Raw genomic sequence first — 24,419 nt, forward strand, 5'->3', positions numbered from 1 at the left:
GAACATCGGTGTGTCCGGGCGAGGGGCGGGGAGACCGGCGGCGAAAGGCCACCGTACCGGGGGCGGACGTTCCGAAGGCGACGAAAGTTCCGGCCGATTCGCTCCGGCGCATCCGTTCTCGCTTTCGCCCGTCGGCCTCCGTGGGCAACTTGGGCCGCGCCCGACCCGCACCGCAACGTCGCCTCCCGCATGGCCGCCGCCGCCGAAGACCGCCCCGATGAACCCGATCGGTCCGCTTCCCCCGACGCCCGCCGCAAAGGGAGGAACGTGTTGGGCGGAGCACTGAAGGACTGCTCGCACGCCCCGCTGACCGGCTGGCACCGGGACGGCTGTTGTTCCACCGGGATGGGCGACGATGGGGTGCACGTCGTGTGCGCGGTGATGACCGACGAGTTCCTGGCGTTCAGCAAGGCCCGCGGCAACGACCTCAGTTCGCCCATGCCGATGCACGGATTCCCCGGTCTGCAAGCCGGCGATCAGTGGTGTCTCTGCGCGCCGCGTTGGAAAGAAGCCTACGACGCTGGACAGGCTCCGATGGTCGTGCTCGAAGCGACCCATATGGCCGCGTTGGAATACGCCTCGCTGGAAGAACTCCAACAGCACGCCGCCGACTGAATCGGTTAGGGCACGACGCCGTGCTTCTGCAGGCGGCTGTAAAAAGTGCTTCGCGGCAGGCCCATCTTCCGTGCCGCCTTCGACTTGTTGCCCTCGCACGCCTCCAGCACGGAGATCAGGCGTCGCTTTTCCGCCTCCTCCCGCTCCGCGGCAGGCGTCAGGACGGGCGATTTCTCCGGCAAGGATTCCGGCGAGCGGCGCGGTGCGGCCTCCGGGCGATTCCAAGACCGCGATTCCGGCGTGGTCGGAGCCACGGGAGCCGGCCCCTCAGGTTTCGGATTCGGGAGAACGGGCGCCGGGACGTCGGCATCTCGCAGCGGGATCAACTCCGCCGGCAGATCGGCGAGGGTGACGGTGTTCGACTCCGCCAACACCACCGCCCGCTCCATCGTGTTTCGCAGTTCCCGCACGTTGCCCGGCCAGCGGTGCCGGAGGAGCACGGCCTCGACGTCTCGATGGATGCGGGTGACCGCCCGGTCCTGTTTTCGAGCCGCTTCGTGCAGAAACGCATCCGCGAGTTCGAGCAGATCCTCCGGCCGCTCCCGCAACGGGGGCAGCGCGATCGGCAAAACGTTGAGCCGGTAGAACAGGTCTTCGCGGAACGTGCCCGCGGCGATCATCGCTTCGAGATCGCGGTGCGTCGCCGCCACGACGCGCACGTCGGCCGCGATCGACTGGTCGCCGCCGACGCGTTCGAAGGTGCGTTCCTGCAGCACGCGGAGCAGCTTGACCTGCGTCTCGGGCGGCACCTCGCCGATCTCATCGAGGAACAGCGTCCCGCCGCTGGCCTGCTCGAACCGCCCCGGTCGATCGCGTTCGGCACCGGTGAACGCGCCCTTCACGTGTCCGAACAGCTCGCTTTCGAGCAGGGCGGGGGAGAGGGCGGCGCAATGCACCGCGACCAGCGGCCCGCCGGACCGGGGGCCGTTCGCGTGGATCGCCCGTGCGAGCAACTCTTTTCCCGTGCCGCTCTCTCCGCGGAGCAACACCGTGACGTCGCTGCGGGCCGCCTTCGCCGCGGTTCGGAGAACGCCGTCGATCGCTGGCCCTGCGCCCCGAAGTCCGCCGCGGTCGAACCCGTCCACGACGGGCGCCTCCACGTCTCCGCCCAGCGTCCCGGCCAGTTCCGTCTCGAGCGATGCGACCCGCTTTTCCAAGCGCTCCCGCCGCTCGTCCCGCCGACGCACGCTGAGCCGCAGACGTTCCAACTCCCCCCGGACCCGGCTCTCCCGCATCGCGGAGGCCGCGGAACGGGTAATCGCTTCCAGAAACGTCAAATCTTCCGCGGACAAGGCGGTGCGATCGTCTTTCGGCCCCAACAGCACCCAGCCCGCCGCTGCTCCCCCGTCGTCCTCCCGGCCTTCGGCGACGACCAGGGGCACGATCGTCTCCGCCCCCGTCGCGGCCCGGACCGAGGCGGAACGAACCGGCCCCGCAGCGACCGGCCGGCGCGGATCGTCCACGTCGGTCGCCTCGGCCGGCGTGAGATCCGCGGGCGAGAGTCGGTCCGGAAACAGATCGCCGATCGCTGCGGCCCGGAGCAACTCGTGGCCGTCTCCGTCGGGCAGGTACACCGCGGCCTGTTCGCAGCCAAGCACCTCCCGACAGGCCGCCACGATGTCCGAGGCCGCCTGCCGAGCCGCGTTCTGGCCTCCGCTGAAAGACCGGAGGACCCGATCGAGACGATACTTTTCGCGGTAGAACGTCCGATCGAGACGTTCCCGAAAGATGTTGAACAAAGCGATGACCGCCCCCGCGGCGAGCACCGCCGCCGCCGCCCGCACGAGCGTCGACCCGGTGGGGGACAGCGGGACGTCGAGAACCCGGTCGACCCGGGCCGCGGCCGCGACGCACGCCCCCGCGGCGATCATCAGCGCGGCCCGAGCCAGCAACAACCGATGGCTGCCCCGCAGCACCTCGTCTGCCCGCAGCAGCCGGTACTTCACCATCCCCGTGGCGTAGGCGCCGGAGAACAGCAGGCTGATCCACAGGACCGGCAGAAAGCCCCACGTGTGCAGGAAGGCGCCCCGGTCCATCGCCGCCAGGTAGAGCAGAAAGACCGCGGCGGGCACGCTGCCCGCCGCCGCGAACAGGATGAGCCGCAACTGCCCCCGTTCAATCGGCGACGTGGCCCGCCGCCAGTGGACCCAGATCGCCGCGATCGTCAACGCGAAGCCGACCGCCGCCAGTCCGATCACGCTGCGAGCGCCCCAGCTCAGGGCGGTCAAGACGACCTGCTTCGCCGCCTCGGCCGCGGTCGAGTCCTCTCGAGACAGATGTCCCAACGCCAGCACGCCGCCCGTCGTCACGAGAACGGTCGCCACAGCCGGCAGATAGAGGGCGAAGCGGACCGCGACTCCGTGATCGCGAAGCGCCGGCAGCGCGCGAGGATAGGCGAGGAAGAAGTGCAGGGTCACGGAGGGCAACAAGGCTGTCGCGACCGTCATCGGGAGGAGCGTGACCGAGGAATGCGCCAACGCCCACCACAGCGACGCCCCGGAAACGGCCACGACCGTCGTCGCCGTCATGAGACAAAACAGGCGGGCGGCCCGATCGAACGGCCGCAACCAGGACGCCGCCGCCCCGACCGCGGTCAACCCGAGCTGTAACAGCACCCAGACCACCAGCAACCCCATCCGCCCGACCGGCACTCCCTGAATGCGGATGTAAGCCGACCGAATGCGGTCCTCCTCTCCGACGGCCGTCGGCCGGCTGAACCGAACCCGGACATAGCGACGCCCCGCAAGATCCTCCACGTACGGCTGCTCGGGCAGAAAGCCGAACCGGAGCCACGGATCGTCAGAATTGGCTCGAAAGAAGCTCTCTGGCCCCATCCGAAATAGCGGATCGTACGCCACGTAGAAGTCGACGGGACCGTTCACCGTTCGCCCCCCGAGCGAGTGCAGCAGATCGCCCGGCTCCGGCCGATCTGCATCCGGGTCGCCCCAAACCCGCATTCCATCCGTGGCGACGAGCGTCACGCCCTCCGTGCTTGAATCGCCCGCCAACTCAATCCGCAACCGCAGATCGGGCGACACCGACGCGTAGGTAATCGCCCCGATCGCAGCCAGCAACGCCGCCGCCCCGACAGCGGGAGCGAGATACCGAGCGCTAGCCGGAGAGATCCTCATGCGAGGTGTCGAAGAGGTGTCGAGAAGTGTCGAAACGTCGGTGACACCTCACACCAAAGAGAGAGAACCCGCAAGGCTTCGCTTTCGTCAAACAAATTCCAAGCGGAACGGATCGACAGCCTTCACACTGTTAATACAGAATATTTCGAGTCTCGACACCCATTCGACAGACCTATCGACGACTGTCGACACCAGTCGATCGGCCCGCTGTTTGCATCTCTTTCTGATCCCACTCGGCCCCCGTGGCCGGACGCGGTGGGAATGAGGTCGTGGGGGTGATCGTTTGGCGCGTAGCCTGACCACTTCGCAAGCCGCGATTGAACGCCTGACCTCGTTCCCGTCCCACCCGCTCCGGTTCCGGGGGTCGTTCTTTTCCCTGATGAGATCTCAGGGGGCAGAAGCCGACAGGGCGTCGGAAATCGTGGTCAAGAAGTGGACCGCCGCCGCTTCTTGTCGCTGGCGACGACCTCGGACGGAGTCCGGCAGCCGGCGCTCCGTCACGACAGGTGAGCGAGCGGAGATGCGGACCGCAATCAGCAGTCGCCCATCCTCGCCCGCCGGAGCCTCCGGTCCCAGATGGCCGGTGATGGCCGCGGCAATCTCCGCGTGCGGACTGAGCGCCGCCGCCCCCGCTGCCATTGCGGCGGCGACTTCTTCACTCACCGGCCCGTGTCGCCGCAGCATCGCGGCAGGCACGCCGAGCCACGCGGCTTTGCTGCGGGTTTGATAGGTGACGAACGACCCCGCCAAGACTTCGGAGGCTCCCGGCTCCCCGACGAGAGAGGCCGCGGCCAGCCCGCCCGTGCAGCTCTCGGCGAGCACGAGCGACTCGTGCCGTTCGCGGAGTAAGCCAGACAGGCGTCGGGCAGCTAATTGGAGCGAGGTCATGCGGTTGGCCTGAAGCGAGTGCGGCGAGTTTAGCGGCTGCACACCCTCTAACGCAGATAACGAGAGCGCCGGGTGTTCGGGCGATAGCGGCCGTGCCGGCTGTGCCGGGCGTAGACGGTTCATGCCGGTTCACGGGGTCGAGCCGGTCGATCCCCCCCGGCCGGGGTCGCTCGGCGGCTCCCCTCTCCTTCGCGGATCCTCCCATGTCGTACCGCTCCGCCCACCATCATCTCGGACCGGCGCCGATCCGGTCGCTGCTCGCGGTCGCGGCGCTGTCCCTCGGAGCTTCCTCGAGCGTGATGGCCGCCGATGCCGAGGACCGTGCCGCGGAAGCTCGCGAGCGGATCGTGACGGTGCAGGCGGGGACCGGCTCCTCTCGCGCCCGCCGCCGTGCCGAGACCGAACTTCCGCTGAACGCACTCGCCCCCGTCGCCCGGGGCAAGGCGGCGCAGGCGTTGGACGACGCCACGCTGTTCCGCACGCTGCCCGTGCTGCGGTTCCCCATCCATGAGGACGGCCTGAAATACTTCGTCCATCACCCGGACGTGGCGGTCGCTCTGTGGCGAATCCTGGGCGTCAGCGGCTGCGAGATGTGGCAGACCGGCCCGAACACCTACGAAGGCGACGCCGGCGACGGCTCGATCGGCTTGTTTGAAGTGCTGTTGCGGGGGGAGAAGGACCAACTGGTGCTGGTCGAGGGGCAGTTCAAATCGCCGGTTCTCAAAGACCCGGTTCAGGCGACTTGCCTGTTCCACCTGCACACGGAAACCGCCTTCGATGCCGAGGGAACGCCGATCGCGGTCGGCCGGGCGAGCCTGTTTATTTCCTTCCCCAGCCGGGCGATTGGCGCGGCGGCGAAGCTGATCTCGCCGGTGACGAACGTCGTCCTGGACCGCAACTTCGAGGAGGTCTGCCTGTTCGCCCACCTGATGGATCGTTCGATGCAGACGCGTCCGGTGTGGGTCGAGGGACTGGCGGCGCAGATGGAAGGCGTGCTGCCGCGGCGGAAGGTCGAACTGAGCCAACTGTCCGAACGGGTCTACGCCGCGGGCCGGTATCGGGAGCAGGTCCGACAGGCGAGCCTGAGAACCGCCGCTCCGCCGGTCGGGCCGTACGGCGCTTCGCTCCGGTAGTCGGTCAGCGATCCGCGGTGAGAGAGGTGGGCGGCACGGACTTCAGCCAGCGCCAGAACCACCACCCCGCCAACAACGGGACGCCGATCTGCGGCGCCCGGAACGACAGCAGGCCGCACAGCGCCACGAAGCCCACGGCCTTCCAGTCCCAGGACGCCCACGCGGCGGATTGTCCACGGCCGGGCAGGGCGAACCACAGGGCGCCCATCACGATGCCGACCCGCATCGCCCCGGCCCACCACAGCGTCTGATCCGGCCTCGTGACGTAGACGACGGCGGCGGCGATGAGACACCCCGCCGCGGCGACCCCCACGCCCCATCGACTGGGAAGCGCTGAGGACGAAGGCGACGCGTCCTTCGCCTCGCTCCCGCCGGTGCGGGAGGCCGCGTCGGGCGCGGACAAATCGTTCGGCGGGGGCGAAGTCGAAGGCACGGAGGACAGTATACCGCGAGGCCGGTTCCACCCGCCCCAGACGACCGGGGTTCCCCCGGGTCCGTCGTCGGCGTATCCTCCGCGCCCCAGGGAACGGGAACGACGCGCGCGGATGGCCGGGCGACGACGATGATCCGGTCCCGTCCCCCGGACGCCGACGGACGGATCCGCCCGCCATGCCGCCGCAGAACGCTCGCCGCACTTCCCGGTCCGCCTCGTCGTCACGGGATAACAAACGGACGGGCCCGCCCCGCGTCTTGTGCGTCGCGGATCTCCTGCTCGGCGCCATCCCCGCAAATCTGCCGGCGTTGTCCAGCGAGGCCGCCGCGATTGCGGCCGAGGCCTCGCTGACGACTTGGGAGTCGCTAGTCGATGCTGCGATCAAAGAGGCGGACGCGCTGATCCTCACCGGCCGGGTGTTCGATCCGGCCGCCGATCTGCGGGCGGAGCGGGCGTTGCGAAGCGGCCTGGAACGGCTCGCCGCCGCGGACGTCTCCGTATTTGCCGTCTCGGACGAACCGCTGCCGGACGACCTGTCGCTCACTCAACTGGCCGACGATGAGGCCAGCGAAACCGAACTGCCCCGCGACGGCAAGGCGATCGCCGCGGTCCGCGTGCTGGCGGGCCAGGCCACGTTCCCGGTGCCCGACGGGCTACCGGTCTTGGGCGTGACGGCCGACCCGGATGCCGACGCCGACGGCTGCGACGCCCTCTTCTCCGCCTCCGGCGCCGCCCCCGGCACGCTGCTCACGCTGCCGGAAACGACCGGCGCCGGCGGCGTTCGGTCGAAACCGCGGGGCGAACGGCCGGTGCGATTCTTCGCGCCGGTCCTCGAACTCTCGGAGGAGCCGGACGACCTGTCGGTCACGCTCCGCGAGGCCGCCCCGGCCCGCGAGACCGGCGAACGCCTTCGGATCGTCAACTGGACGTTGCTCGTCGGACCGTGGGGCGACTCGCTTCTGTCGAACGGGGCGGATGACCTCGCTTCGTCGCTCAGTCGCAGCGATGCGATGCACTCGATTGCCGTGCTGCCCCATCCCGACCGCTTCGCGGACCGCGACGAAGAGACCTCCGAAGCGGCGGCGTTCGCGGAAGCCCTCTCGCATTTCGACCCCCTCGGCGACGGCGACGCGATCCCCGCGCTCGCTGGCGTCGCCCCCGACGCAGACCGCGTTCGCAGCTTAGCGACCCGCTTCGCCGCCCCGCTGCTCTCCGCCGGTTAGTCGTCGGGCGGCGGCTGCTCACCTCACGATTCACACCCTGAATTCCCCCGGTCGCGGAAGGACCCGCCGTGCAAATCACCGACATCGAGATCGCCCGATTCGGCGTCTGGCGGGATCTCACCCTGCCGCTCGCCGGGCCGGGGTTGAACCTCCTCTACGGACCGAACGAAGCGGGGAAGACCACGCTGATGCGGTTCGTCCGCGGCGTGCTGTACGGCTACGAACCGTTCAGCACACACGGCTTCAAGCAACGCGGTCTCTCGCAGAACGGCGGCGGCTCCGGCCGGGTCGATTCCACCGAGGGCTGGGACGGGACGATTCACGCGGAGATCGACGGCGCCCCGCACGTCCTCCGGCGGTTCCGCGAACCCGGCGGCGACCCCCGCGGTCGGCTGACGGTTACCGATCCGTTCGGCGAGGTGCACGGCGAGGAATGGCTGCATGAGCGGCTCGGCGGACTCTCCGAGGCACTGTATCGCAACGTCTACGCGCTGGGGATCTACGAGCTCCAGGAACTGGCTACGCTGGAGCACGCGGACGTCGCCTCCCATGTGCACGGAGTCTCGCTGGGACCGGCGGGCCGGCGGTTCCTCGCCGCGTCCGACGCTGCCGAAGAATCCGCCGCCGGCCTGCTGAGGCTCGACGCGAACGACGCGCCGGTCGGCGGACGGATCGCGGAATTGATGCGCCGCCGCGATCGGCTGGACGCCAAACTCGCCGCCCTCCCGGACGGCCGCGCCGCGGCGGGAGAATTGCGGGCGGACCTCAACCGCCTCGACAAAACCTTCCGGCGGTTGGAACGGAAAAAGAAACGCCTGCGGAACGACCTGCGGGGGCGACGGTACGTCGGCAAAGTCCATAGTCCGTGGCGGCAGGTCCGCGATCTCCGCAGCGAACTGAACAAGCTGGGCGGAGCGGCCGGCGTTCCGACGGACGGTCTGACCCGGCTGATCGCCGCGGAATCGAACCGGGACGCCTCCGCGAAACGTCTGACCGACGCGCGGCGACGGGCTGACGAGGCCCGCAAACGGGCCGAGGATGTGCGGTTCGACGAAGGACTCGTCGAGCACGCCGGGGCGATTCGCGCGCTGGCCGGTCTGACGGACTGGGCCGGGGATGCGACCCGTCAGCGGAACGCCGCCGCGGAGACCGCCTCGTCCCTCGCCAGACGGGCGGACCGTCTCGAGGAGCAGATCGACGCCGGCGGGGACGCTGAATCGTTCGACGACATGACTGATGAGGAGGCCGCCTCCTTCGTCGCCCGGTTCACCTCCGACGGCGAAGCCGCGGACTCGCAGCGGTTCCTGCGACTCGCCGCGGCGGCGGGCGCCGATCCGAACGCGGTTGCGGCGTCTCTCGGAGAGCTCGTGCGCGAGTCGCACGACTCGTCGGATATCGACTTTGATGTGGTGCGTCCGGAGCCGGCGGACTTCGAACTCTCGCGGTCGCCGAACGGCGTCGACGTGTCGCCGGATGCGGAGGAATTACTCACGGACGCGGCCGCTTCGTACCGGGCTGCCGGGCTGAAAAATCGCCGCCTCACCCGGGCTTATAAGCGGAAGGATCGCCTGTTCCGCAAGCGCGAGGCCCGGCGTGCGGAGTTGCTCGCGGCGGTCGGCGTGGACGATCCGGCTCAGGCGCTCGCCGCGGCGGACGAACGGGCGGCGCTGCTCACGCGGCTGAACGACCTCGTTCGCGAAGAGAACGTGCTGTCCGGCGGTCGCACCGCCGGCGGTCTGCGGCCGGACGAGTGGGCCGCCCGGCTTGAAGTACCGCCGTGGGTCGGCCTGTGCTTCGGAGTCTTTATGTTCGGCGGGGCGGCGTTCGGGCTGCTCGGACTGGCGCAAGGCGTGACGGACGGTTGGATCGCGGGGGGGATCTACCTGTTGCTCGGCCTGTGCTGTTCCGGGTTGGGGTGGCAGATGCGAAACCATATGGAGTCCGTGCTGACGGACGCCGCCGCCGAAGCGGAAGCCCGGGTGCGAGCCTCCGAGGGCGATCTGGTGGAGACGCGGGAGGAGATTCGCAAGCTGCTGACGACCGCCGGCTTGGACCCCGCCCGATTCCGCACCCGCAAGGGCGGCCCCGGCCGCGGCGAATGGAGTTCCAAGGCCGCCGCGAACGCCCTGCTGAACGTCGAACGAGACCGGGCGAAGCTGGAACGGGTCGCCAATACCGCCGACCTCCATGCGAAACGTCGGCGGGCGTTGTCCGCGTTGCGGGACCGCATCCGTCGTTCACAGGGCGATCTGACCGCCGGTCGGCAGATGTGGTACGAGGCGCTGGAGGCCGTCGGTCTGCCCGAAGGCGTCAAAACCAAGGAAGCCCTCGCCGCTTGGCGGGAGGAGCACCGCGAAGCCTTGAAGCTCGCCGCGGACGCCGCGGGTCGGCTCTCCGGCGGGGCGACGCGCGTCGTTGAGAAGCGAATCGCGGTCCCCGTCCCGGTCCCGACCGCCTCGCAGGCGCCCGGCGCCGGCGAGGTGCAGGCTCTCCGCGACGCCGCCGCCGGAGCCGCCGCCCGCCAGGACGATCTCACTGCGGCCTTGGCCGCGTTCTCCGCCCGCATCACGGACCTCGGACGCACGCTCAAGCGTCCGGTCGAGGGTTCCGCCCCCGCCGCGCTCGCGGGATGGGCTGAGGAACTGGACGATCTGACCGATCGCCGCGCCGAACGCGAGCGCCGCAGCGCCGAAGCGGACCGATTGAAGGCTGAAGCGGACGAACTGAGCGCCGCCGTGAAAGCGAGCGACGCGGAGGCGAACGCCCTGTTGAAAGCCGCGGGCGTGGCGAACCGAGCCGCGTACGAGCGGCTCGCCGGCGGCTCCGCGAAGCGGCAGGAGGTCGCGGCGCTGCTCGAGATGGCCGAAGCCGACCTCGCCGCTGCCGCGGAGGAATCCTCCGAGTTCGCCGTGCAGGAGGAGGATCTCGCCGCCTACGACCCCGCCGAGAACCGCGAGGCGATCGTCCGGCTCGAAGCCGAACTGGAAGACCTGGAGACCGAGCTTCGCACCGCCCAGGAACGCCGCGGCGGCGTGTCGCGGGAGTTGGAAGGACTCTCCGCGGACGACGCCCGGGACGCGATCTGGCTCGAACTGTCCACGGTGAATCGGGAGTTGAAGGACGCCACGGAACGCTGGCACGCCGCGAAGTTGGCCGGACGGGCGTTCGCCTCCATGCGGGCGGATGTCGAACGCACGCGGCAACCCGCCGTGCTGGCGTCGGCTGGGCGATATCTCGCCCAACTGACCGACGGCCGCTATCGTCGGGTCTGGAGTCCGCTGGGCGAACGCACGCTGCTGGTCGAAGATCGGCACGGCGCCGCGTTGGCTCCGGACGCTCTCTCCGGCGGCACCCGGGAACAGCTCTACCTCGCGATTCGTCTCGGTCTGATGGATCACGTGGCGGAAGCCGACGAGACGTCCACGGGAGCCGAGATCGACGGCAACGGCTTGGATCTTCGCCCGCCGGTCGTGCTGGACGACGTGCTGGTGAACTTCGATCAACTGCGGACCGAAGCGGCGCTCGACACGCTCCGCACGTTCTGCGCAGAGGAGCGACGGGCCGACGGCACAGTTCGCCCGGCTCGCCAAGTGCTGTTCTTCACCTGCCACCTGCACCTCGCTCATCTGTTCGAGGCCGGCGGCGTCGATCCCGTCTGGCTGCCTCGTAACGACGCCGCGGACCGGTTCGAGCCGGTGCCGCAGGTGCTCGAACCTCGCGCCCGGGCCTTACGGGCGGCCTGAGCGGCCTCCGCGGGAGACCGTCCCCCACGCGGCGGGGAAGAGGCGTAGGATGCGGCTACCGGCCGCACCTCCCCCCGACCGCAGCGTTCGCTCATGTCGTTTCGTCCCACCCTCGTCGCGGCGACCGCCGCGGCGTCGCTTCTTGTCGTCCCTCACTCCAACGGGGCGCCGCCGTCGATTCATCGCCGGGCGGTTGATCGGTTGACGGTCACGCTCCCGGGCGGCGGGAAGGGGGAACTGCTCGGCGTATTCGCCGGCGTGGCCGAGGCCGCCGGGGGCGGGGAGGTCCGGAAGAACCCGCCGGGCACGGTGCGGTTCGCCGTCCGTCGAGACGATGTCGACCTCGATTATCCGGGGCTGACCAAGGCGTGGGAGCAGTCGGACGCGGCCCCCGTCGTCGAACAACCGCCGGCGGTTCCGAAGTCCGGCGACCCCGTCGAGATCGCGGCTCAGCTCCGCGACCGTCTCGTGCCGTGGATGGAGCGGCGGGCGGACGAACCGTCGCTCTCGCTGCACCTAGAGGGAGAGTTCGACCGCGTCTCCGATCTGCTGGCGGATGTGGACGAAGGGCTGGCGGTGCTCGATGAGCCGGAGGAGGAAGCATCCGCCAATGAGGAATCGGAACCGTCGGTCCGCCGTCCGACCGGGCCGTGGGCGGTGCTGTCCGTGCCGCGCAAGGCGATCGAGGCGATGCACCGCACGGCCCCGCATCGCCGTCAAATCGCCCTGCATGGGTGGAACGCGGGCTTGCGAGACGTGGCGTATCGCTCGGTCGACGATCTGCAGGAGAGCTTGCGGGAGGCCGGCGTCGACGTTCGCGGCGTCCCCGCGGCGCCCTGGGACAACGCGGCGCCGATCCCCGACGAGCCGGCGGATCAGCCGTTCGTCGCGAAGCTGCAATCCGACGATGAATGGGCGGCCCGCGTGGCGATCGTGGAAAGCGCCTACTTGGACGAGTTCTCCTTCCAGGGGACCGGCTCGACGCTGATGAAGACCCCGAAGCCGGGCGAAGCCGTCAACGGACAGGCTTTGATGATGCAGATGGCCGGCGGACAATACCGGGACCTGCTGGACGAATTATCCCAGCCGAACGCCTTCGGGCGTCGCGCCCAGAACGAACGGCGCCAGAACCGCAACAAGACGGCGATCGACGCGGCCGAGCGAGCCGGTCGGACTGGCGTGCGGGTGACGCGGGTGACGATGGACGCCGCCGCCCAGAAAGCGACGGTCGAAAGCGAGTTCCTCGCAAAGGACTCAAAGGGGAACTGGGGACCGATCTGGTCGCTCCGCGAAGTCCGCGGGTTCAACGAGGCCGACCCTGATCTCGCTCGTCGCATTCGCGAAGACCCGCAGGTGAAAGGACTGCTGGACGGCGGCGGCCTCGGAGCGATGGGCGGCTTGGGCGGTCTACTGGGCGGCGGAGCCGGCGGTGGCGGGCTAATGGAGCTGGCGGTGCAGGGCGGGGCCGCGACGAAATCCGCCCTCGATGTCGTCCATACGCAGTGGGAGGCGTTCCGCACGCCCTACCTCGATCGACTCGACGGCCCGCCGATCCCGCTGCCGGGGAAATGAATCGCGGCGACGGGTCGGGCCCTCAGCCAGCCGTCCCGGCGAGCAGTTCGCCCACGGTCGTCTCCGCCAGGCAGGTCGCGTCGTCGCAGGCCCCGTAGTACAGGCGCACGTTCGCCTCCTCCGGGAGCACGCCGTCCGGTCCGGGCGGGTCGTGCGTGACGCCGTTCGCGAAGACGACGTTGGGAAAGAAGCCGTTGCGTTCGTACTCCGCGTCCGGAGTGAGGATCGGGTCGGCCCCGCGGGCGAGAACGATCGAGGGATCGTTGCGGTCCAACAGGGCGGCGAACAGCGCGTAGCTGCCGTCGGCGGCCTTCCCGTGATAGACCTGCACCCAGCCCGCCGCGGTCAGCAGGCAAGGCGGGCCGCCGCCGATCTTCGCGCCCTCAAACGGTACGTCGGCGCGTGGCCGCAGGATGCAGCGGTGATCGCCCCAACTCAGCAGATCGGGCGAGGTCGCGGTCCAAATGCTCGACTTGCCGAAGCCTTCGTTGTTTGGCCGGTGCAGCGCCCACCAACGCTTTGCCTCCCCGACGCCGCACGGGGCGGGGAACAGGCTGACGTCTTTGTTCGCCGGCGGGAAGATCACTCCGTGTCGCGTGACGGTTTGGAAATCCTTCGTGCTGGCCAGCGCGGTGCACCAGCCGTCGCCGGAGACGACCGTGAAGTTGATCCACCACGTGAGGTCGCCCCGTTCGTCGGGCAGGGCCGTGATGCGGGCGTCCTCCACGCCGAATCGCTCCGCGGGGGAGGCGGGGAAGAGGAACGGTTCGTCATCGACGGTGAAGCGGGCCCCGTCCGCCGACCGGGCCAACCGGAGATGCGACAACGTGCTGAGGTACTCGACGCCGTTCACGCAGACGCCGCGGGTGTCGCGGGGCACGACGCCGGGGTCGTTGAGCCCCACGTTCAACACGTCCGCGAAGCCGCGTCCATTCTCGAACCGAACCAGCGGCACGGCGATCCGGCCGGGTTCGGCGGGCACGTCTTCGGCGACGCGCAGGAGCAACAGCGTCTCCCCCTCGAACGTCGTCGCCGCCGGGTTGAACGCCCCGCGGACGCGGTAGGCCGGATTCGACGGCCGGACGTCCGCAGCGACGATCAGCGGGTTGGCGGAGTGGCGACGCATCTCGGTGGCCAGAAGGCAAGTGAGGAAGGCGGAGCGAACGTTCCGGCCGCGGCCCGCTCATTCTTCCCTCACACCTCCGACTCCGCACTCTCGCCAGTTACGCGGGGTGCCGGAGCAACGTCTCCAGCAGGGCGTCCAGAGGAACGGTCGCGAACCCGCTGGCGTGGTCGCTCATGGCGTAGGGGATGACGACCTCGCCGTCGAAAATCTGTCCGCCGCAGGAATAGACGACGTTCGGGACGTAGCCCTCCCGCTCGTTGCCGGCGGGGGTCAGCAGGGGTTCCGGGAGCCGCCCGAGCACCTTCATCGGATCGTCCAGATCCAGCAGGAACGCCCCGATGCAGTACTTCCGCATCGGCCCGACGCCGTGCGACAGCACCAGCCACCCGGCCTCGGTCTCGATCGGGCTGCCGCAGTTCCCCAACTGCACGAACTCCCACGGATGCGTGGGCCGTTGGAGGATCTCCTTTTTGTACCAGAAGCTCGGGTTGTCGCTGAACATCAGATAGATGTTCTCGCCGTCCTGCCGACCGACGCAGGCGTAGCGTCCGCCGATCTTGCGGGGGAACAGGCCGAGCCCTTTATTGGCGACGGCGGGGCCGTTGAGCGTATGGCTCTTGAACTCCAAAAAGTCCGGCGTTTCCAGCAGTTGAGGGAACGCCGTGCGGCCGTCGTACGCGGTATAGGTCGCGTAGTAGATGATCGAGCCGTCGTCGTCGGTGAACTCGACGAAGCGGGCGTCCTCGATCCCTTTCACCTCGCTGGGAGTGGAGGGGAAGATGATCCGCTCGCAAAGCGGCAGATCGTCGTCGAAGCGGATTTCGTAGTTGCTCTCCGCCAGACCGACGACGGCGTCAGCCGCCTCCTGAGCGGCGCGCGGGGGCATCGGTTCGGTTCGGCGGGCTTCGTCCACGACGTCCCGCAATTCGGAGAACGTGAAGTGCTCCGCCAACCGCCCCATCACGGCCCGAACGAAGTCGTACTTCACCCCGAGTTCCAGCAGTTTCTTGCCGAACAAGGCCCGCTGAAAGGAACGGTCCAATGTGCGTTCCGGCGTGGTGACGTACGCCGTGACGGGGTCCAGCGTGATCCGCGGAGAACGTTGTCCTTTGCCCGAACCGCCCTTCGGCGATCCGATCACGCCGCTTCGGAATTGCAGGCTGGAGATGTGCCCTTCGCCGGTCGCCCTCAGACTGAGGAGAAAGCGTTTTTCCCCCCGTTCCAAGCCTGATTGATCCGGGTGCCAGACCATCGAGGGGTTGAACAGCGCCGCCGCTTCGAGGCTGTATTCGTTGGTAAAATAGGCGCCGATCAGCAGCTCCCGCTCGCGGGACAGCGGGGCGTCGGTCAGTCGGAGGTGGCCGACTTCGTTGAAGCGTCGGGCGAAGAACTTGATGAGGTTTCGGTGCCGATCGCCGAACTCCTCCGTCACCCATGCCAACTCGGCCTGCACCTCTGCTTCCGAGAGCGTCATCAATCGGGCGATGATCGACCGGGCGCGGTCGGATCCGCCGGGGAAGAACGGCCGGAACAACACCCGGCGGGGGTCCGGCGTGATGGAAACGCCGGGAACGCGACGGGCCTGCATCGGGCGGGAGGCTTACGAAAAGAGGAAGGGACGGGGCGGGCGCGCGGATTGTAACGACCGTGCGGAAACCCGCACCGAGGTTCTCATACGATGGCCTCGGTCGCTGCGGGCGGAGCGCCTGATCGCCGCGTCAGCCCGATTGCGGACCTACGTTCGCGGGACGGCCGCCCCCCGGCCGCATGTCCCCCGTCTCCCCTCGCCCCGACCGCTCCCATGTCCGCCGCTCTGCCCGACGGCCCGCTGCTGGACCTGCCCGCCGAATACCGCACGCCAGACGCCTTCGAGAACGGCCTGTTCACCGCCACCCACCGCCTCGCGGAGACCGGCCTGTTCACGGAGGAGAACATCCTTCGCATGTTGGAGAGCCACCCGCGGGAACTGGCGAACGTCTCCCGAATGGGACACGACCCGACGGTACTGGAGTGGAGCGAAGGCCTGACCGACGGCCTCAGCCCGGCGGACATTCTCGCCGCTCTGAAGAAGGGCCGGCTCTGGCTGAACATGCGGAAGATCCTCGACCATCAGCCCGAGGCCGCCGCGGCGATCAACAAGCTCTACGACGATCTGGAAGCCGCGTGCCCCGGCTTCACCGCCACCCGTCGCAGCGCGAACGTGCTCGTCAGCAGCCCGGGGGCGATGGTGTATTACCACATCGACGTCCCGCAAAACATTCTCTGGCACGTCAGCGGCGAGAAGCGGGTTTGGGCCTATCCGAAGCGGCTTGCGGATACCCCCCGGGACGAACTCGAAGCCATCATCGCGGTGAAGAAGGAGGAGGACGCCGGCTACGATCCCAGTTGGGACGAAGACGCCTTTGCGGTGGACCTGAAGCCCGGTGAGTGGATCACTTGGCCGCAAAACACGCCGCACCGGGTCGAGAATCGCGTCGGTCTGAACATCTCCGTCAGCACGGAGCATTACAGCCCGCGGGCGTTCAAGTACGTCCGCGCCCACCGCGCGAATCGCATGTTGCGGGACCGGTTCGGCCTGCCGCTGAAGAGCACGGCGACGAGCGGCCTCGGCTACTCCGCCAAGGCCGCCGCGTATCTCGCGGGACGGGCGGTGCAGGAGTACGTGACGAAGAATCGCTCGCTCTATCACTACCCGAAGACGTTCCGCGTCGATCCGACGGCTCCGCATGCGACCGTCGAACTGAACGGCGAGCCGACCCCCGAAGCGTTTCGGCCTCGTGAGGCGTCCGCAGCGGCGATGCCCGTCACCGAGCCGGAGCGAGAAATGGCGAACGTCTAATTGCGACGGTTCGTCCGATTAGGAACTAGACTGCTGCACCTCTGCCGACGCGATCGCCCAATTGCCTTGTCGCGTCAGGCGAGCGTTCGCATTGTAGATCGCCCGATAATCGATGGGATGATTTTCAATTGCGAGCTTTCGTTCTTTTTTTGCTGCTGACGGCAACGTACTCGACGGCCCGCGCGGGCCTGATCCGTTTCCAAGGGTTTGAGGCTCCTCCTGCGGGAGCCGAAAACTACGGGTTCGTACCGACGGACCAATTCGGGGACGGCTCGAACAGAACCTTCAACTCCGTTGAATCGGTTTACGGCACGCTCATTAATCCCGATTCCAGCGACCCGAATTCCGGCGATCGGTTTTGGGGACTTCGCGACGTGCAGGGAGAAGAGAATCTCGTCTTCGAAACTCTGGATCTCAGTCAGTACGAAAACGTTTCGCTCAGTTTCTCCTGGCTGGAATTCGATCTCGATGAGCCGGACCGGCTGTCGTACACCCTCGCCCTGACGAGCGAAGCAGGACTCGAAGTTCGGACCGAAACGCTCGCCGGTCCCGGGAGCTACGGTCCCGATAATTCATGGAACGAGGTCGTAATTTCAGATATTGGGTCGGTTGAGTCGCTCGATTTCACGCTGCATGTCTCCACCAGTGGAAGCTTTGACGCCGGTGGTTGGGATTCGGTGGCGATCCGCGGAGATTTCGTCGGACCGGCGGCGGTCCCGGAGCCCACGTCGTTGCTGTTGGGCGGTCTAGCGGGATCCGTGTGGGCGTGCACTCGCCGCCGCCGAGCCTGCCGAACGGATGGGGCTTCCGCCCGGGGGAAGGCATAGAGCCGGGCAGTACGCTGTGCGGCATGACGATCGACGCCGCAGAGTCCGCCGCCGGCCTTTCACGGGGGCGCCCGACGTCGCCGAATGACGACGCACTCGATCTCGGACCGGTGCAACAAACATTGCTGGTCCCTCTCTGGGCCAGAGCCGCGGACACTCGCAGTCGGCTGTCGATTCTCTCCGACCCCAAAGCCGTCGAGATCGTCGATGCCCTGGGCGACCGATTCGGGCATTTCACGCGGTCGGCGCTTCGAAGCCGAATCGGCATCGCCCTGCGGACGTTGCAATTCGACGACTGGCTGCGGACGTTCCTCACGGAGAATCCGGGCGGCACGGTGGCGGATGTGGGGGTCGGCTTAAACACTCGTTACGAGCGCTGCGACGACGGAGCCGCGCATTGGTTGGAGGTGGATCTCCCGGACAGCATGGCCGTCCGCCGCCGGTACTTCGAGGAGACGAATCGCAGGACGATGCTGGCCGGATCCGTGTTGGAGCGGGACTGGATCGATCGGTTGCTCGATCTGCCGCCGCCCTACTTCGTCTGCATCGAGGGGGTGCTGATGTACTTGCCGGAGTCTGACGTGCGACGGGTGATCGACATGCTCGGCGAGCGTTTGCCGGGGGCGACGCTGACGTTCGACGCCCTCACCCCGGACGGCGTCGCGACGCAGTCCAGGCACGACACGCTGAAGCATTTTGAGGCCCGCTTCGACTGGGGGGTCGAAGAGGTGAGATCTCTCGAAGGATGGCGCCCCGGACTGACCTGCGAGGACGCCGTCACGCTCAAGGAGATCGCGGTTCGCAACGTCCATCGCATGCCTTGGATGTTGAAGCTCATCGGCCTGGGAATGAGCACCGTTCGGCGACGTGCCGTGAGAGCCTATTGGCTGGCGAAGTTTCGGGTTGCGTAGCGTCTGGGACGCGACGGTCACGACGGCGGCGCGGATTCCCCGCTCCAAAATATGGGGCTGCGAGTCGGAAGATCGCCGCAGCGCGTCCAACCACGACGCAGGGTCTCAGCGTCCCCCGAGATCCGCCCCAATACATGTCCCGCTTCGCCGCTGTCGTGGCCCTGCCGCTGGTTTTCGTTTGCTGGTTCTCAGTCGTCGCAGACGGCGTGAGCCGGCTTTGGGACTATTCGTCTGCTCCGGGACAAGCTGCGATCGCGGCCGACTCCTTTCCGAACGGGACGACCTTCGAGCCGGCCGGGCCGGACGGGCGGTTGCTCATGTTTTTGCATCCCAAGTGCCCGTGCTCGCGAGCAAGCGTGAGCGAACTGGCCCGAATCCTGTCCGCAGCGGACGCGCCTCCGGACACCGTCGCGGTGTTCTTCACTCCAGCGGACGCCGGCCCTGAGTGGCCTCGGACGGACCTGTGGCGCGCCGCTGCGGCGATCCCGCAGGTCTCCTGCATCGCCGACCCGGGGGGGCGCCTCGCGGACCAATTCGGAGCCGCGACCAGCGGCACGTCGCTGTATTACGACGGCGAGGGTCGGCGGACGTTCTCCGGCGGCGTCACGGCCGGTCGCGGCCATTGCGGCGACAGCCTGGGCGGGGAGGCTCTCCTCGCGGCGCTGAACGGAGTCCCGCACGGCGACGCGGCGGTTTACGGATGCTCCCTGCAGACTCCCACACATGCTCCGCGGAGCCAGTTGGTGCGAGCCGATACGAACGGAGCCCAACAATGACGCTGACGGATGCCGGCGCCAGCCGCACCAGCGACCGAGTCGCGTTCGAAACGAAACGGAAGGCCCGCGTTGAAGAGCGCGTGCGTCGTCACGGCCGTGTCCGGGCCGAGGTGCAGACCGTTCGCCTCGCTCGACGGATCGACCGTATTTTCGCCGTTCTGTTGACGCTCGAGTGGGCGGCGGCGGTCGGGCTGGCCTATTGGCTCAGTCCGCACACCTGGGAGGGCGGCTCAGCCGTCATGCACCCCCACATCTTCGCGGCGGCGTTGATCGGGGGGGCCGTGAACCTCGTGCCCGTCGGTTTGGCGCTCCGTTACCAAGGACGGCCGATCACTCGGCACTCGATCGCCGTCGCACAGATCGTGCATAGTTCGCTGCTGATTCATCTCACCGGCGGCCGGATCGAAACGCACTTTCACATCTTCTGTTCGCTGGCGTTTCTGGCGTCGTATCGCGACTGGAAAGTGTTGATTCTGCCTACGCTTCTCACCGCGGGGGATCACTACATTCGCGGACGGTGGTGGCCGGAGAGCATGTACGGCATTGCCGCCGCCGCTCCGTGGCGGTGGTTGGAACACGCCGGCTGGGTGTTGTTCGAAGACGTCATCCTGGCGTGGGGCTGCGTGAGAGGCGCCAACGAACTGCGCAAAATGAGCGACCTGACCGTCCGCGAGCGGGCGGCCCTGCAAGTGGCTCACCGGCATGCCCAAGCTGAGCGAGACGCGGCCCGGCAAGCCGACAACGCGAAGAGCGCGTTTCTGGCCAATATGAGCCACGAAATTCGCACGCCGTTGAACGCGATCCTCGGATTCACGGACGTTCTCCGATCGGGGAATTGCCCGCCGGCCGAGCGAAACGAGCATCTCGACACGATCCGCAGCAGCGGCGATCACCTGTTGGCCCTGATTAACGACATCCTCGATTTGTCCAAGGTGGAAAGCGGACGGATGGCGTTCGAGCGCATCGCCTGCAATCCGAACAAAATCCTCGCGGGGGTGCTGAGCGGCATGCGCGTCGTCGCAGCGGAAAAGGGACTCTCGCTGGAATGTCGATGGAACGGGCCGGTTCCCGCGACGATTGTCACCGATTCGGCCCGCCTGCGGCAGATCCTGCTCAACCTGGTCGGCAACGCGATCAAGTTCACCCCGGGGGGATGCGTGCGGCTCGCGGCAGAGGTCGTGCGGCGGACCGACGGTCGCGGCTATCTCTTCGCCGTGGACGTCGTCGATACCGGCGAAGGTATTGCTCCGGACAAACTCAGCGCCATCTTCGACCCGTTCACCCAGGCCGACGCCAGCGTCACCCGCCGCCACGGCGGGACGGGGCTGGGCCTGTCCATCAGTCGGCAGATCTCCGAAGCCCTCGGCGGGACGATCGTCGCCGCGAGTCGCCGCGGTCGGGGCAGTCTCTTCCGCGTGACGGTCGACGCCGGCGATCTGAAAGGGGTGGCCTGGGTCGACCCCTCCGAGGAGGGCATTCCCGCTGAAGCGTTCAGCAGAGACGACGCCTGTTCCATCGCCCCGGAACGGCGGGTCCGCACCGATGCTCGCGTACTGCTGGTCGACGACGGCGAGGTCAACCGTCGACTGATCCGAGTCGTGCTCCAACGGGCCGGGCTAACGCCCGTCGAGGCGGTCAACGGACATGCTGCCCTCGAGGCAGCGCTCGCCGCCAGCCAGGCCGATCGAGCGTTCGACTTAATCCTAATGGACATGCAGATGCCCGTCATGGATGGGTATACCGCCGCGACCGAGATGCGGTCCGCGGGGATCACGGCGCCGATCATCGCCCTCACGGCCCACGCCATGTCCGGCGATCGGGCCAAATGCGTCGCCGCGGGGTGTTCCGACTACCTTTCCAAACCGGTTCGCCCGGCGGATCTGCTGGCCGTGATGGGCCGCTTCGTCCCCGCCAGAGACGACGAGACGGCGATCGCCCCCGACGCCGTTGCGGGCGCCGCGATCGAAGAACCTTCCCCGCAGTCGACGTTCGTCGCTTCGCCCATCGAGCGACCGACGACTGAGGATCAGTCGGAACGCCCTTACGGCTGTGAATTGTCCGAGGAGGACAGCGACCTGTGGCCGATCGCGGCGGATTTTGCGGCGTCGCTGCCGGACCGTCTTGAAGCGTGTCGCGCCCTGTTGAGCGAAGGCGACGCGGCAGGGTTGTCGAGCGCCGCCCACAAACTCGCCGGAACCGCGGGGACGTTGGGCTACGGACGCTTCACCGCGCCCGCAGCCGCTCTCGAGAAAGCCGCGGAAACCGACTGGGACGAGGCGGCGCTGACGGATTTGCTGTCGGATCTCACGGAACTCACCGCCGCGTTGCATCCGATTGAGTCGAACGCGCCCGCCGAGCCCTCCGCGACGTAACGGCGCCGCTCGCTGGGCCGTCGCGGAGAGTTCGCAGCGCGCCCGGGAGGATTCGAACCTCCGACCGCCGGATTAGAAGTCCGATGCTCTATCCAACTGAGCTACGGGCGCGAACGACCGCACTGTAACCGCGTCCCGGGCGACGGGCGCGGGTACAGGCGGAACAGCGGCGGTCTGACCCGCGGCGACCGCGGCGGGTTCGCTCTGGCGGAACCCTCCCCAACTCGCCCTCAGGAATTGTCGGATGCGCCTGCAAGATGTTCCACCGGCCCCGCTCTCAGGGCACTAAGGTCTTGGGAGGTGAAGAAACTTGAGGCTGCATCTCCCCCGCCGACAAGAACTTGCGAGAAATGATCGACCGGACTCACCTCTGCGGCATGGCAATCGCTTAGCGGTGGAATGGGTAGCAGGACGCCGCCCGCACGACTCCCGACCGCTTGATCGAGAACCCCGGCATGGATGCCTGGATCCGCCCCGCGCTGCTTTGCGCGACGATGCTGTCGGTGTCCGCCGCGCCGGACCCCGAACCGACCGAACTGGCGCCGCCGACGGAGGCGCCGGTCGCCGCGGAGCCGGACCTCTCGGAGGCTCGCACCGCCGGCTTCGACGGCGCGTTCCGAGCCGCGACCGCCCCGCACGACGCCGACGCGGCGGAGCTGGAACGGACCGCCGCCCGCGCCGGGCAGGGCCGGCACCGGACGAAAAATTTCCTCTGCTACGCGAAGGACTCTCGCCTCGCCCGCGAGGTGTGCATGGAGGCCGAGCGGCAGCGGGAAGTGCTGGCGATCAAGTGGCTCGGCAAGACGATCCCGGACTGGCCGGAGCCGTGCCCGATCACCGTCACGGCCTGCTTCCCGGGGAAGGGCGCCGGCGGGGCGACGACGTTCGGCTTCCACACCGTCCGCAAGAACGGCCGCACCGAACCGGCGGTGGGCGGCTTTCGGATGCAGGTCGAAGGCAGCCGCGAACGTTTGCTCGATTCCGTCATCCCCCATGAGGTGAATCACACGATCTTCGCCTCGTACTTCCGTAAACCGCTGCCCCGCTGGGCCGATGAGGGAGCGGCGACGCTGACGGAGTTCAAATCCGAACGGATGCGGCAGCGGAACACGCTGGTCGATCAGTGGCAGACGCACCGCTACCGCGTCTCGAACCTCATCACGCAGACCGAATACCCCGGCGACCCCCGCAACCCCGGTCCCGGCGACGCGGCGAAGGTCATGCAGGTGTACGCCCAAGGCTACTCCCTCGCCGATTACCTCGTTCAACGCGGCGGCAAAGCGGCGTTTCTGAAGTCGCTGGAGGACGCCTCCCGCCAAATCCCCGGCGGCGGGCGCGGGGGGATCGATTGGGAATACCCGCTCGAACGCTGGGACGCCTCGCTCCAGAAGCACTTCGGTATGACGGTCAAGGATCTGGAGAAGGAGTGGCACGGCTGGGTGATGGCGGGTTGTCAGCCGCTGAGCCTGCCGGACGGCGTGCAACTCGCGGGGAATCGACGCGACGGCGAGACTCCGGTGCGGACCGCGACCAGCTCGCGTCCGGCCGGCGACGGTTCCGCCGTCCGGGCCCAGAGTCCGGACGAATCCCGCGTGGCCTCCGGTCGCCGAGTCGCCGCCGCGGACTCCGGCGCCGACTCATCGGCCCGCACAGCCATCCCGGGCGGCTCGTTTGCGGACTCCCGCCCCGCGACTTCCTCCTCCGCCCCCCGGTCCCGCCCGGCTCCGATCGATTCGTTCGTCCCGTACCGCGACCTGGTCGGCCGCGACCGCTGAGAGGGCGGGGGCCGTCTGAGGGAACCGCGAAGCATGCCGGACGGCGTTGTCCATCGTCGCTAACGGCTTAGGATGCTGTCGTTCCCTTCTCTCAGGCACGACGCTCGATGGACCCCGGCCACTACGCCCTTCTGCTGTTGGCGGTGGGGCTGGCCGTCATGGTCGTGGAGGTGTTCGTTCCCAGCGGCGGCCTGTTGGCGGCGTTGTCGATGTGCTGCCTCGCCGGCAGCGTGTTTTGCGCATTCTGGGAGTGGTGGGGCACGAACATGCTCGCCTTCTGGGCCTATATCGGCTGCGTGGCGGTGCTGATTCCCGCGACGTTGGGCGGATCGTTCTACATGTTGCCTCGAACGGAGTTCGGGCGACGATTGCTGCAGGAACCGCCGACGCCGGAGGAAACGGCGTCCTTCACGGAAGAGCGAGCGGCCCTCGCCGCCGCCGTCGGTCGCCGCGGCACGACCGTGACGCTGCACAATCCGGGGGGGATGGTCGAGGTCGACGGGGTTCGACACCATTCCGAGGCTCGCGGGCTGATGCTCGACGCGGGGGAATCGATCGAGGTCGTCGGCACCCGCGGCAATCGTTTGCTGGTGCGGCTCGCCGACGCCCCGGTTCCGCCCGCCCTCCAGCCGCCGGACGAGTTGCCCGACACGGTGATCGCCGCCGATCCGGATCGGCCCGGCGGCCAGATCTCGCCGGACGCCCCGGTGGGGTACGCCCACCAGTCGCCGCCGGCCGAGCCCCCGCCGACCGATTTGCCGGGGGTCGCGTCCCCGGAGGTCGCCACCAAATCCCCGGACGTGCCCGGAAAGAAGGACGAGACGCCGCTGGAATCCCCGCGGCGAGACGCTGAGAAACCGTCGTCCGGCGAGCCCGCCGTCGCGGACCCGTTCGCCGAAGATGCGGAGCGAGAGGGTCTGAAGTGAACCGCTCGCGCCGTCGCGACGTTGACGCGGTCAGGCCGGTGCGTTGTCGCCGGTTCTCCGCGGCGACTACGCTGCGGTTCGCAAGAATGCGTCTCGCCACCGATCCCCGGTCCGCGCCGCCCGCCACCC

The 24,419-nt window shown here is 68.3% G+C and carries 17 protein-coding genes and 1 tRNA gene; 12 read left to right on the forward strand and 6 right to left on the reverse strand.

Annotated features, from left to right (window positions below; genetic code table 11):
* The first annotated feature begins 189 nt into the window (after positions 1–189).
* Positions 190–615, forward strand: a complete 426-nt coding sequence (locus LzC2_RS11845) for a DUF2237 family protein (protein WP_171187164.1) — start codon at positions 190–192, stop codon at positions 613–615.
* 5 nt (positions 616–620) lie between these two features.
* Here the strand turns inward: LzC2_RS11845 and LzC2_RS11850 are convergent, their stop codons facing one another.
* Both LzC2_RS11850 and LzC2_RS11855 read right to left on the reverse strand, forming a co-directional pair.
* Complete coding sequence (locus LzC2_RS11850) at positions 621–3,746, reverse strand: sigma 54-interacting transcriptional regulator (RefSeq protein WP_171187166.1); 3,126 nt, start codon at positions 3,744–3,746, stop codon at positions 621–623.
* Between the two features lie 387 nt (positions 3,747–4,133).
* Positions 4,134–4,634, reverse strand: a complete 501-nt coding sequence (locus tag LzC2_RS11855; RefSeq protein ID WP_171187173.1) for a CinA family protein — start codon at positions 4,632–4,634, stop codon at positions 4,134–4,136.
* Positions 4,635–4,837: 203 nt separating this feature from the next.
* Here LzC2_RS11855 and LzC2_RS11860 point away from each other — a divergent pair, with 203 nt between their 5' ends.
* On the forward strand, positions 4,838–5,767 hold the full coding sequence (locus LzC2_RS11860) for a hypothetical protein (RefSeq protein WP_171187175.1): 930 nt from the start codon (positions 4,838–4,840) through the stop codon (positions 5,765–5,767).
* Between the two features lie 4 nt (positions 5,768–5,771).
* On the opposite strand, the gene LzC2_RS11865 is transcribed toward LzC2_RS11860, so the two are convergent.
* Positions 5,772–6,170, reverse strand: a complete 399-nt coding sequence (locus LzC2_RS11865) for a hypothetical protein (protein WP_171187177.1) — start codon at positions 6,168–6,170, stop codon at positions 5,772–5,774.
* Positions 6,171–6,376: 206 nt separating this feature from the next.
* Between LzC2_RS11865 and LzC2_RS11870 the strand changes: the two genes are divergently transcribed.
* From LzC2_RS11870 to LzC2_RS11880, 3 genes are all read left to right on the forward strand, one after another.
* A complete protein-coding gene (locus LzC2_RS11870; protein ID WP_171187179.1) occupies positions 6,377–7,423 on the forward strand; it encodes a metallophosphoesterase family protein in 1,047 nt (348 codons plus the stop codon).
* Positions 7,424–7,491: 68 nt separating this feature from the next.
* Complete coding sequence (locus LzC2_RS11875; RefSeq protein WP_171187181.1) at positions 7,492–11,166, forward strand: AAA family ATPase; 3,675 nt, start codon at positions 7,492–7,494, stop codon at positions 11,164–11,166.
* A 93-nt stretch (positions 11,167–11,259) separates the two neighbouring features.
* Positions 11,260–12,738 carry a hypothetical protein gene (locus LzC2_RS11880; protein ID WP_171187183.1) on the forward strand — a complete coding sequence of 493 codons (1,479 nt, stop codon included), beginning with the start codon at positions 11,260–11,262 and terminating at the stop codon, positions 12,736–12,738.
* A gap of 22 nt (positions 12,739–12,760) precedes the next feature.
* Here LzC2_RS11880 and LzC2_RS11885 read toward each other — a convergent pair whose 3' ends face one another.
* Complete coding sequence (locus tag LzC2_RS11885) at positions 12,761–13,864, reverse strand: glycoside hydrolase family 130 protein (RefSeq protein ID WP_171187185.1); 1,104 nt, start codon at positions 13,862–13,864, stop codon at positions 12,761–12,763.
* 97 nt (positions 13,865–13,961) lie between these two features.
* Positions 13,962–15,452 carry a glycoside hydrolase family 130 protein gene (locus LzC2_RS11890; protein ID WP_171187188.1) on the reverse strand — a complete coding sequence of 497 codons (1,491 nt, stop codon included), beginning with the start codon at positions 15,450–15,452 and terminating at the stop codon, positions 13,962–13,964.
* Positions 15,453–15,665: 213 nt separating this feature from the next.
* Between LzC2_RS11890 and LzC2_RS11895 the strand changes: the two genes are divergently transcribed.
* From LzC2_RS11895 to LzC2_RS11915, 5 genes are all read left to right on the forward strand, one after another.
* Entirely contained in the window at positions 15,666–16,703 is a 1,038-nt protein-coding gene (locus LzC2_RS11895) for a cupin-like domain-containing protein (protein WP_171187190.1), read from the forward strand.
* Between the two features lie 149 nt (positions 16,704–16,852).
* Positions 16,853–17,530 (forward strand): PEP-CTERM sorting domain-containing protein, encoded by a 678-nt coding sequence (locus tag LzC2_RS11900; protein ID WP_171187192.1) that lies wholly within the window; start codon positions 16,853–16,855, stop codon positions 17,528–17,530.
* A 110-nt stretch (positions 17,531–17,640) separates the two neighbouring features.
* A complete protein-coding gene (locus LzC2_RS11905) occupies positions 17,641–18,441 on the forward strand; it encodes a class I SAM-dependent methyltransferase (RefSeq protein ID WP_171187194.1) in 801 nt (266 codons plus the stop codon).
* Positions 18,442–18,575: 134 nt separating this feature from the next.
* A complete protein-coding gene (locus tag LzC2_RS11910; protein WP_171187196.1) occupies positions 18,576–19,217 on the forward strand; it encodes a RedB protein in 642 nt (213 codons plus the stop codon).
* Positions 19,214–21,589, forward strand: a complete 2,376-nt coding sequence (locus LzC2_RS11915; RefSeq protein ID WP_171187198.1) for an ATP-binding protein — start codon at positions 19,214–19,216, stop codon at positions 21,587–21,589. The genes LzC2_RS11910 and LzC2_RS11915 overlap by 4 nt, the downstream gene beginning before the upstream one ends.
* A 37-nt stretch (positions 21,590–21,626) precedes the next feature.
* On the opposite strand, the gene LzC2_RS11920 is transcribed toward LzC2_RS11915, so the two are convergent.
* A tRNA-Arg gene (locus LzC2_RS11920) sits at positions 21,627–21,700 on the reverse strand.
* Positions 21,701–22,044: 344 nt separating this feature from the next.
* On the opposite strand from LzC2_RS11920, the gene LzC2_RS11925 reads away from it, so the two are divergent.
* Positions 22,045–23,364, forward strand: a complete 1,320-nt coding sequence (locus LzC2_RS11925; RefSeq protein ID WP_171187199.1) for a hypothetical protein — start codon at positions 22,045–22,047, stop codon at positions 23,362–23,364.
* A 107-nt stretch (positions 23,365–23,471) separates the two neighbouring features.
* Positions 23,472–24,290, forward strand: coding sequence for an NfeD family protein (locus LzC2_RS11930; RefSeq protein WP_171187201.1), 819 nt, complete (start codon positions 23,472–23,474; stop codon positions 24,288–24,290).
* The last annotated feature ends 129 nt before the right edge of the window (positions 24,291–24,419 follow it).

This window comes from Alienimonas chondri, from assembly GCF_013036045.1.
Taxonomy (GTDB): Bacteria; Planctomycetota; Planctomycetia; order Planctomycetales; family Planctomycetaceae; genus Alienimonas; species Alienimonas chondri.

Bases quoted from the DNA above. Each gene is read 5' to 3' on its own strand.
- LzC2_RS11845 (WP_171187164.1), top strand. From the start codon at position 190: ATGGCCGCCGCCGCCGAAGACCGCCCCGATGAACCCGATCGGTCCGCT.
- LzC2_RS11850 (WP_171187166.1), bottom strand. From the start codon at position 3,746: ATGAGGATCTCTCCGGCTAGCGCTCGGTATCTCGCTCCCGCTGTCGGG.
- LzC2_RS11855 (WP_171187173.1), bottom strand. From the start codon at position 4,634: ATGACCTCGCTCCAATTAGCTGCCCGACGCCTGTCTGGCTTACTCCGC.
- LzC2_RS11860 (WP_171187175.1), top strand. From the start codon at position 4,838: ATGTCGTACCGCTCCGCCCACCATCATCTCGGACCGGCGCCGATCCGG.
- LzC2_RS11870 (WP_171187179.1), top strand. From the start codon at position 6,377: ATGCCGCCGCAGAACGCTCGCCGCACTTCCCGGTCCGCCTCGTCGTCA.
- LzC2_RS11880 (WP_171187183.1), top strand. From the start codon at position 11,260: ATGTCGTTTCGTCCCACCCTCGTCGCGGCGACCGCCGCGGCGTCGCTT.
- LzC2_RS11885 (WP_171187185.1), bottom strand. From the start codon at position 13,864: ATGCGTCGCCACTCCGCCAACCCGCTGATCGTCGCTGCGGACGTCCGG.
- LzC2_RS11890 (WP_171187188.1), bottom strand. From the start codon at position 15,452: ATGCAGGCCCGTCGCGTTCCCGGCGTTTCCATCACGCCGGACCCCCGC.
- LzC2_RS11895 (WP_171187190.1), top strand. From the start codon at position 15,666: ATGTCCGCCGCTCTGCCCGACGGCCCGCTGCTGGACCTGCCCGCCGAA.
- LzC2_RS11910 (WP_171187196.1), top strand. From the start codon at position 18,576: ATGTCCCGCTTCGCCGCTGTCGTGGCCCTGCCGCTGGTTTTCGTTTGC.
- LzC2_RS11915 (WP_171187198.1), top strand. From the start codon at position 19,214: ATGACGCTGACGGATGCCGGCGCCAGCCGCACCAGCGACCGAGTCGCG.
- LzC2_RS11925 (WP_171187199.1), top strand. From the start codon at position 22,045: ATGGATGCCTGGATCCGCCCCGCGCTGCTTTGCGCGACGATGCTGTCG.
- LzC2_RS11930 (WP_171187201.1), top strand. From the start codon at position 23,472: ATGGACCCCGGCCACTACGCCCTTCTGCTGTTGGCGGTGGGGCTGGCC.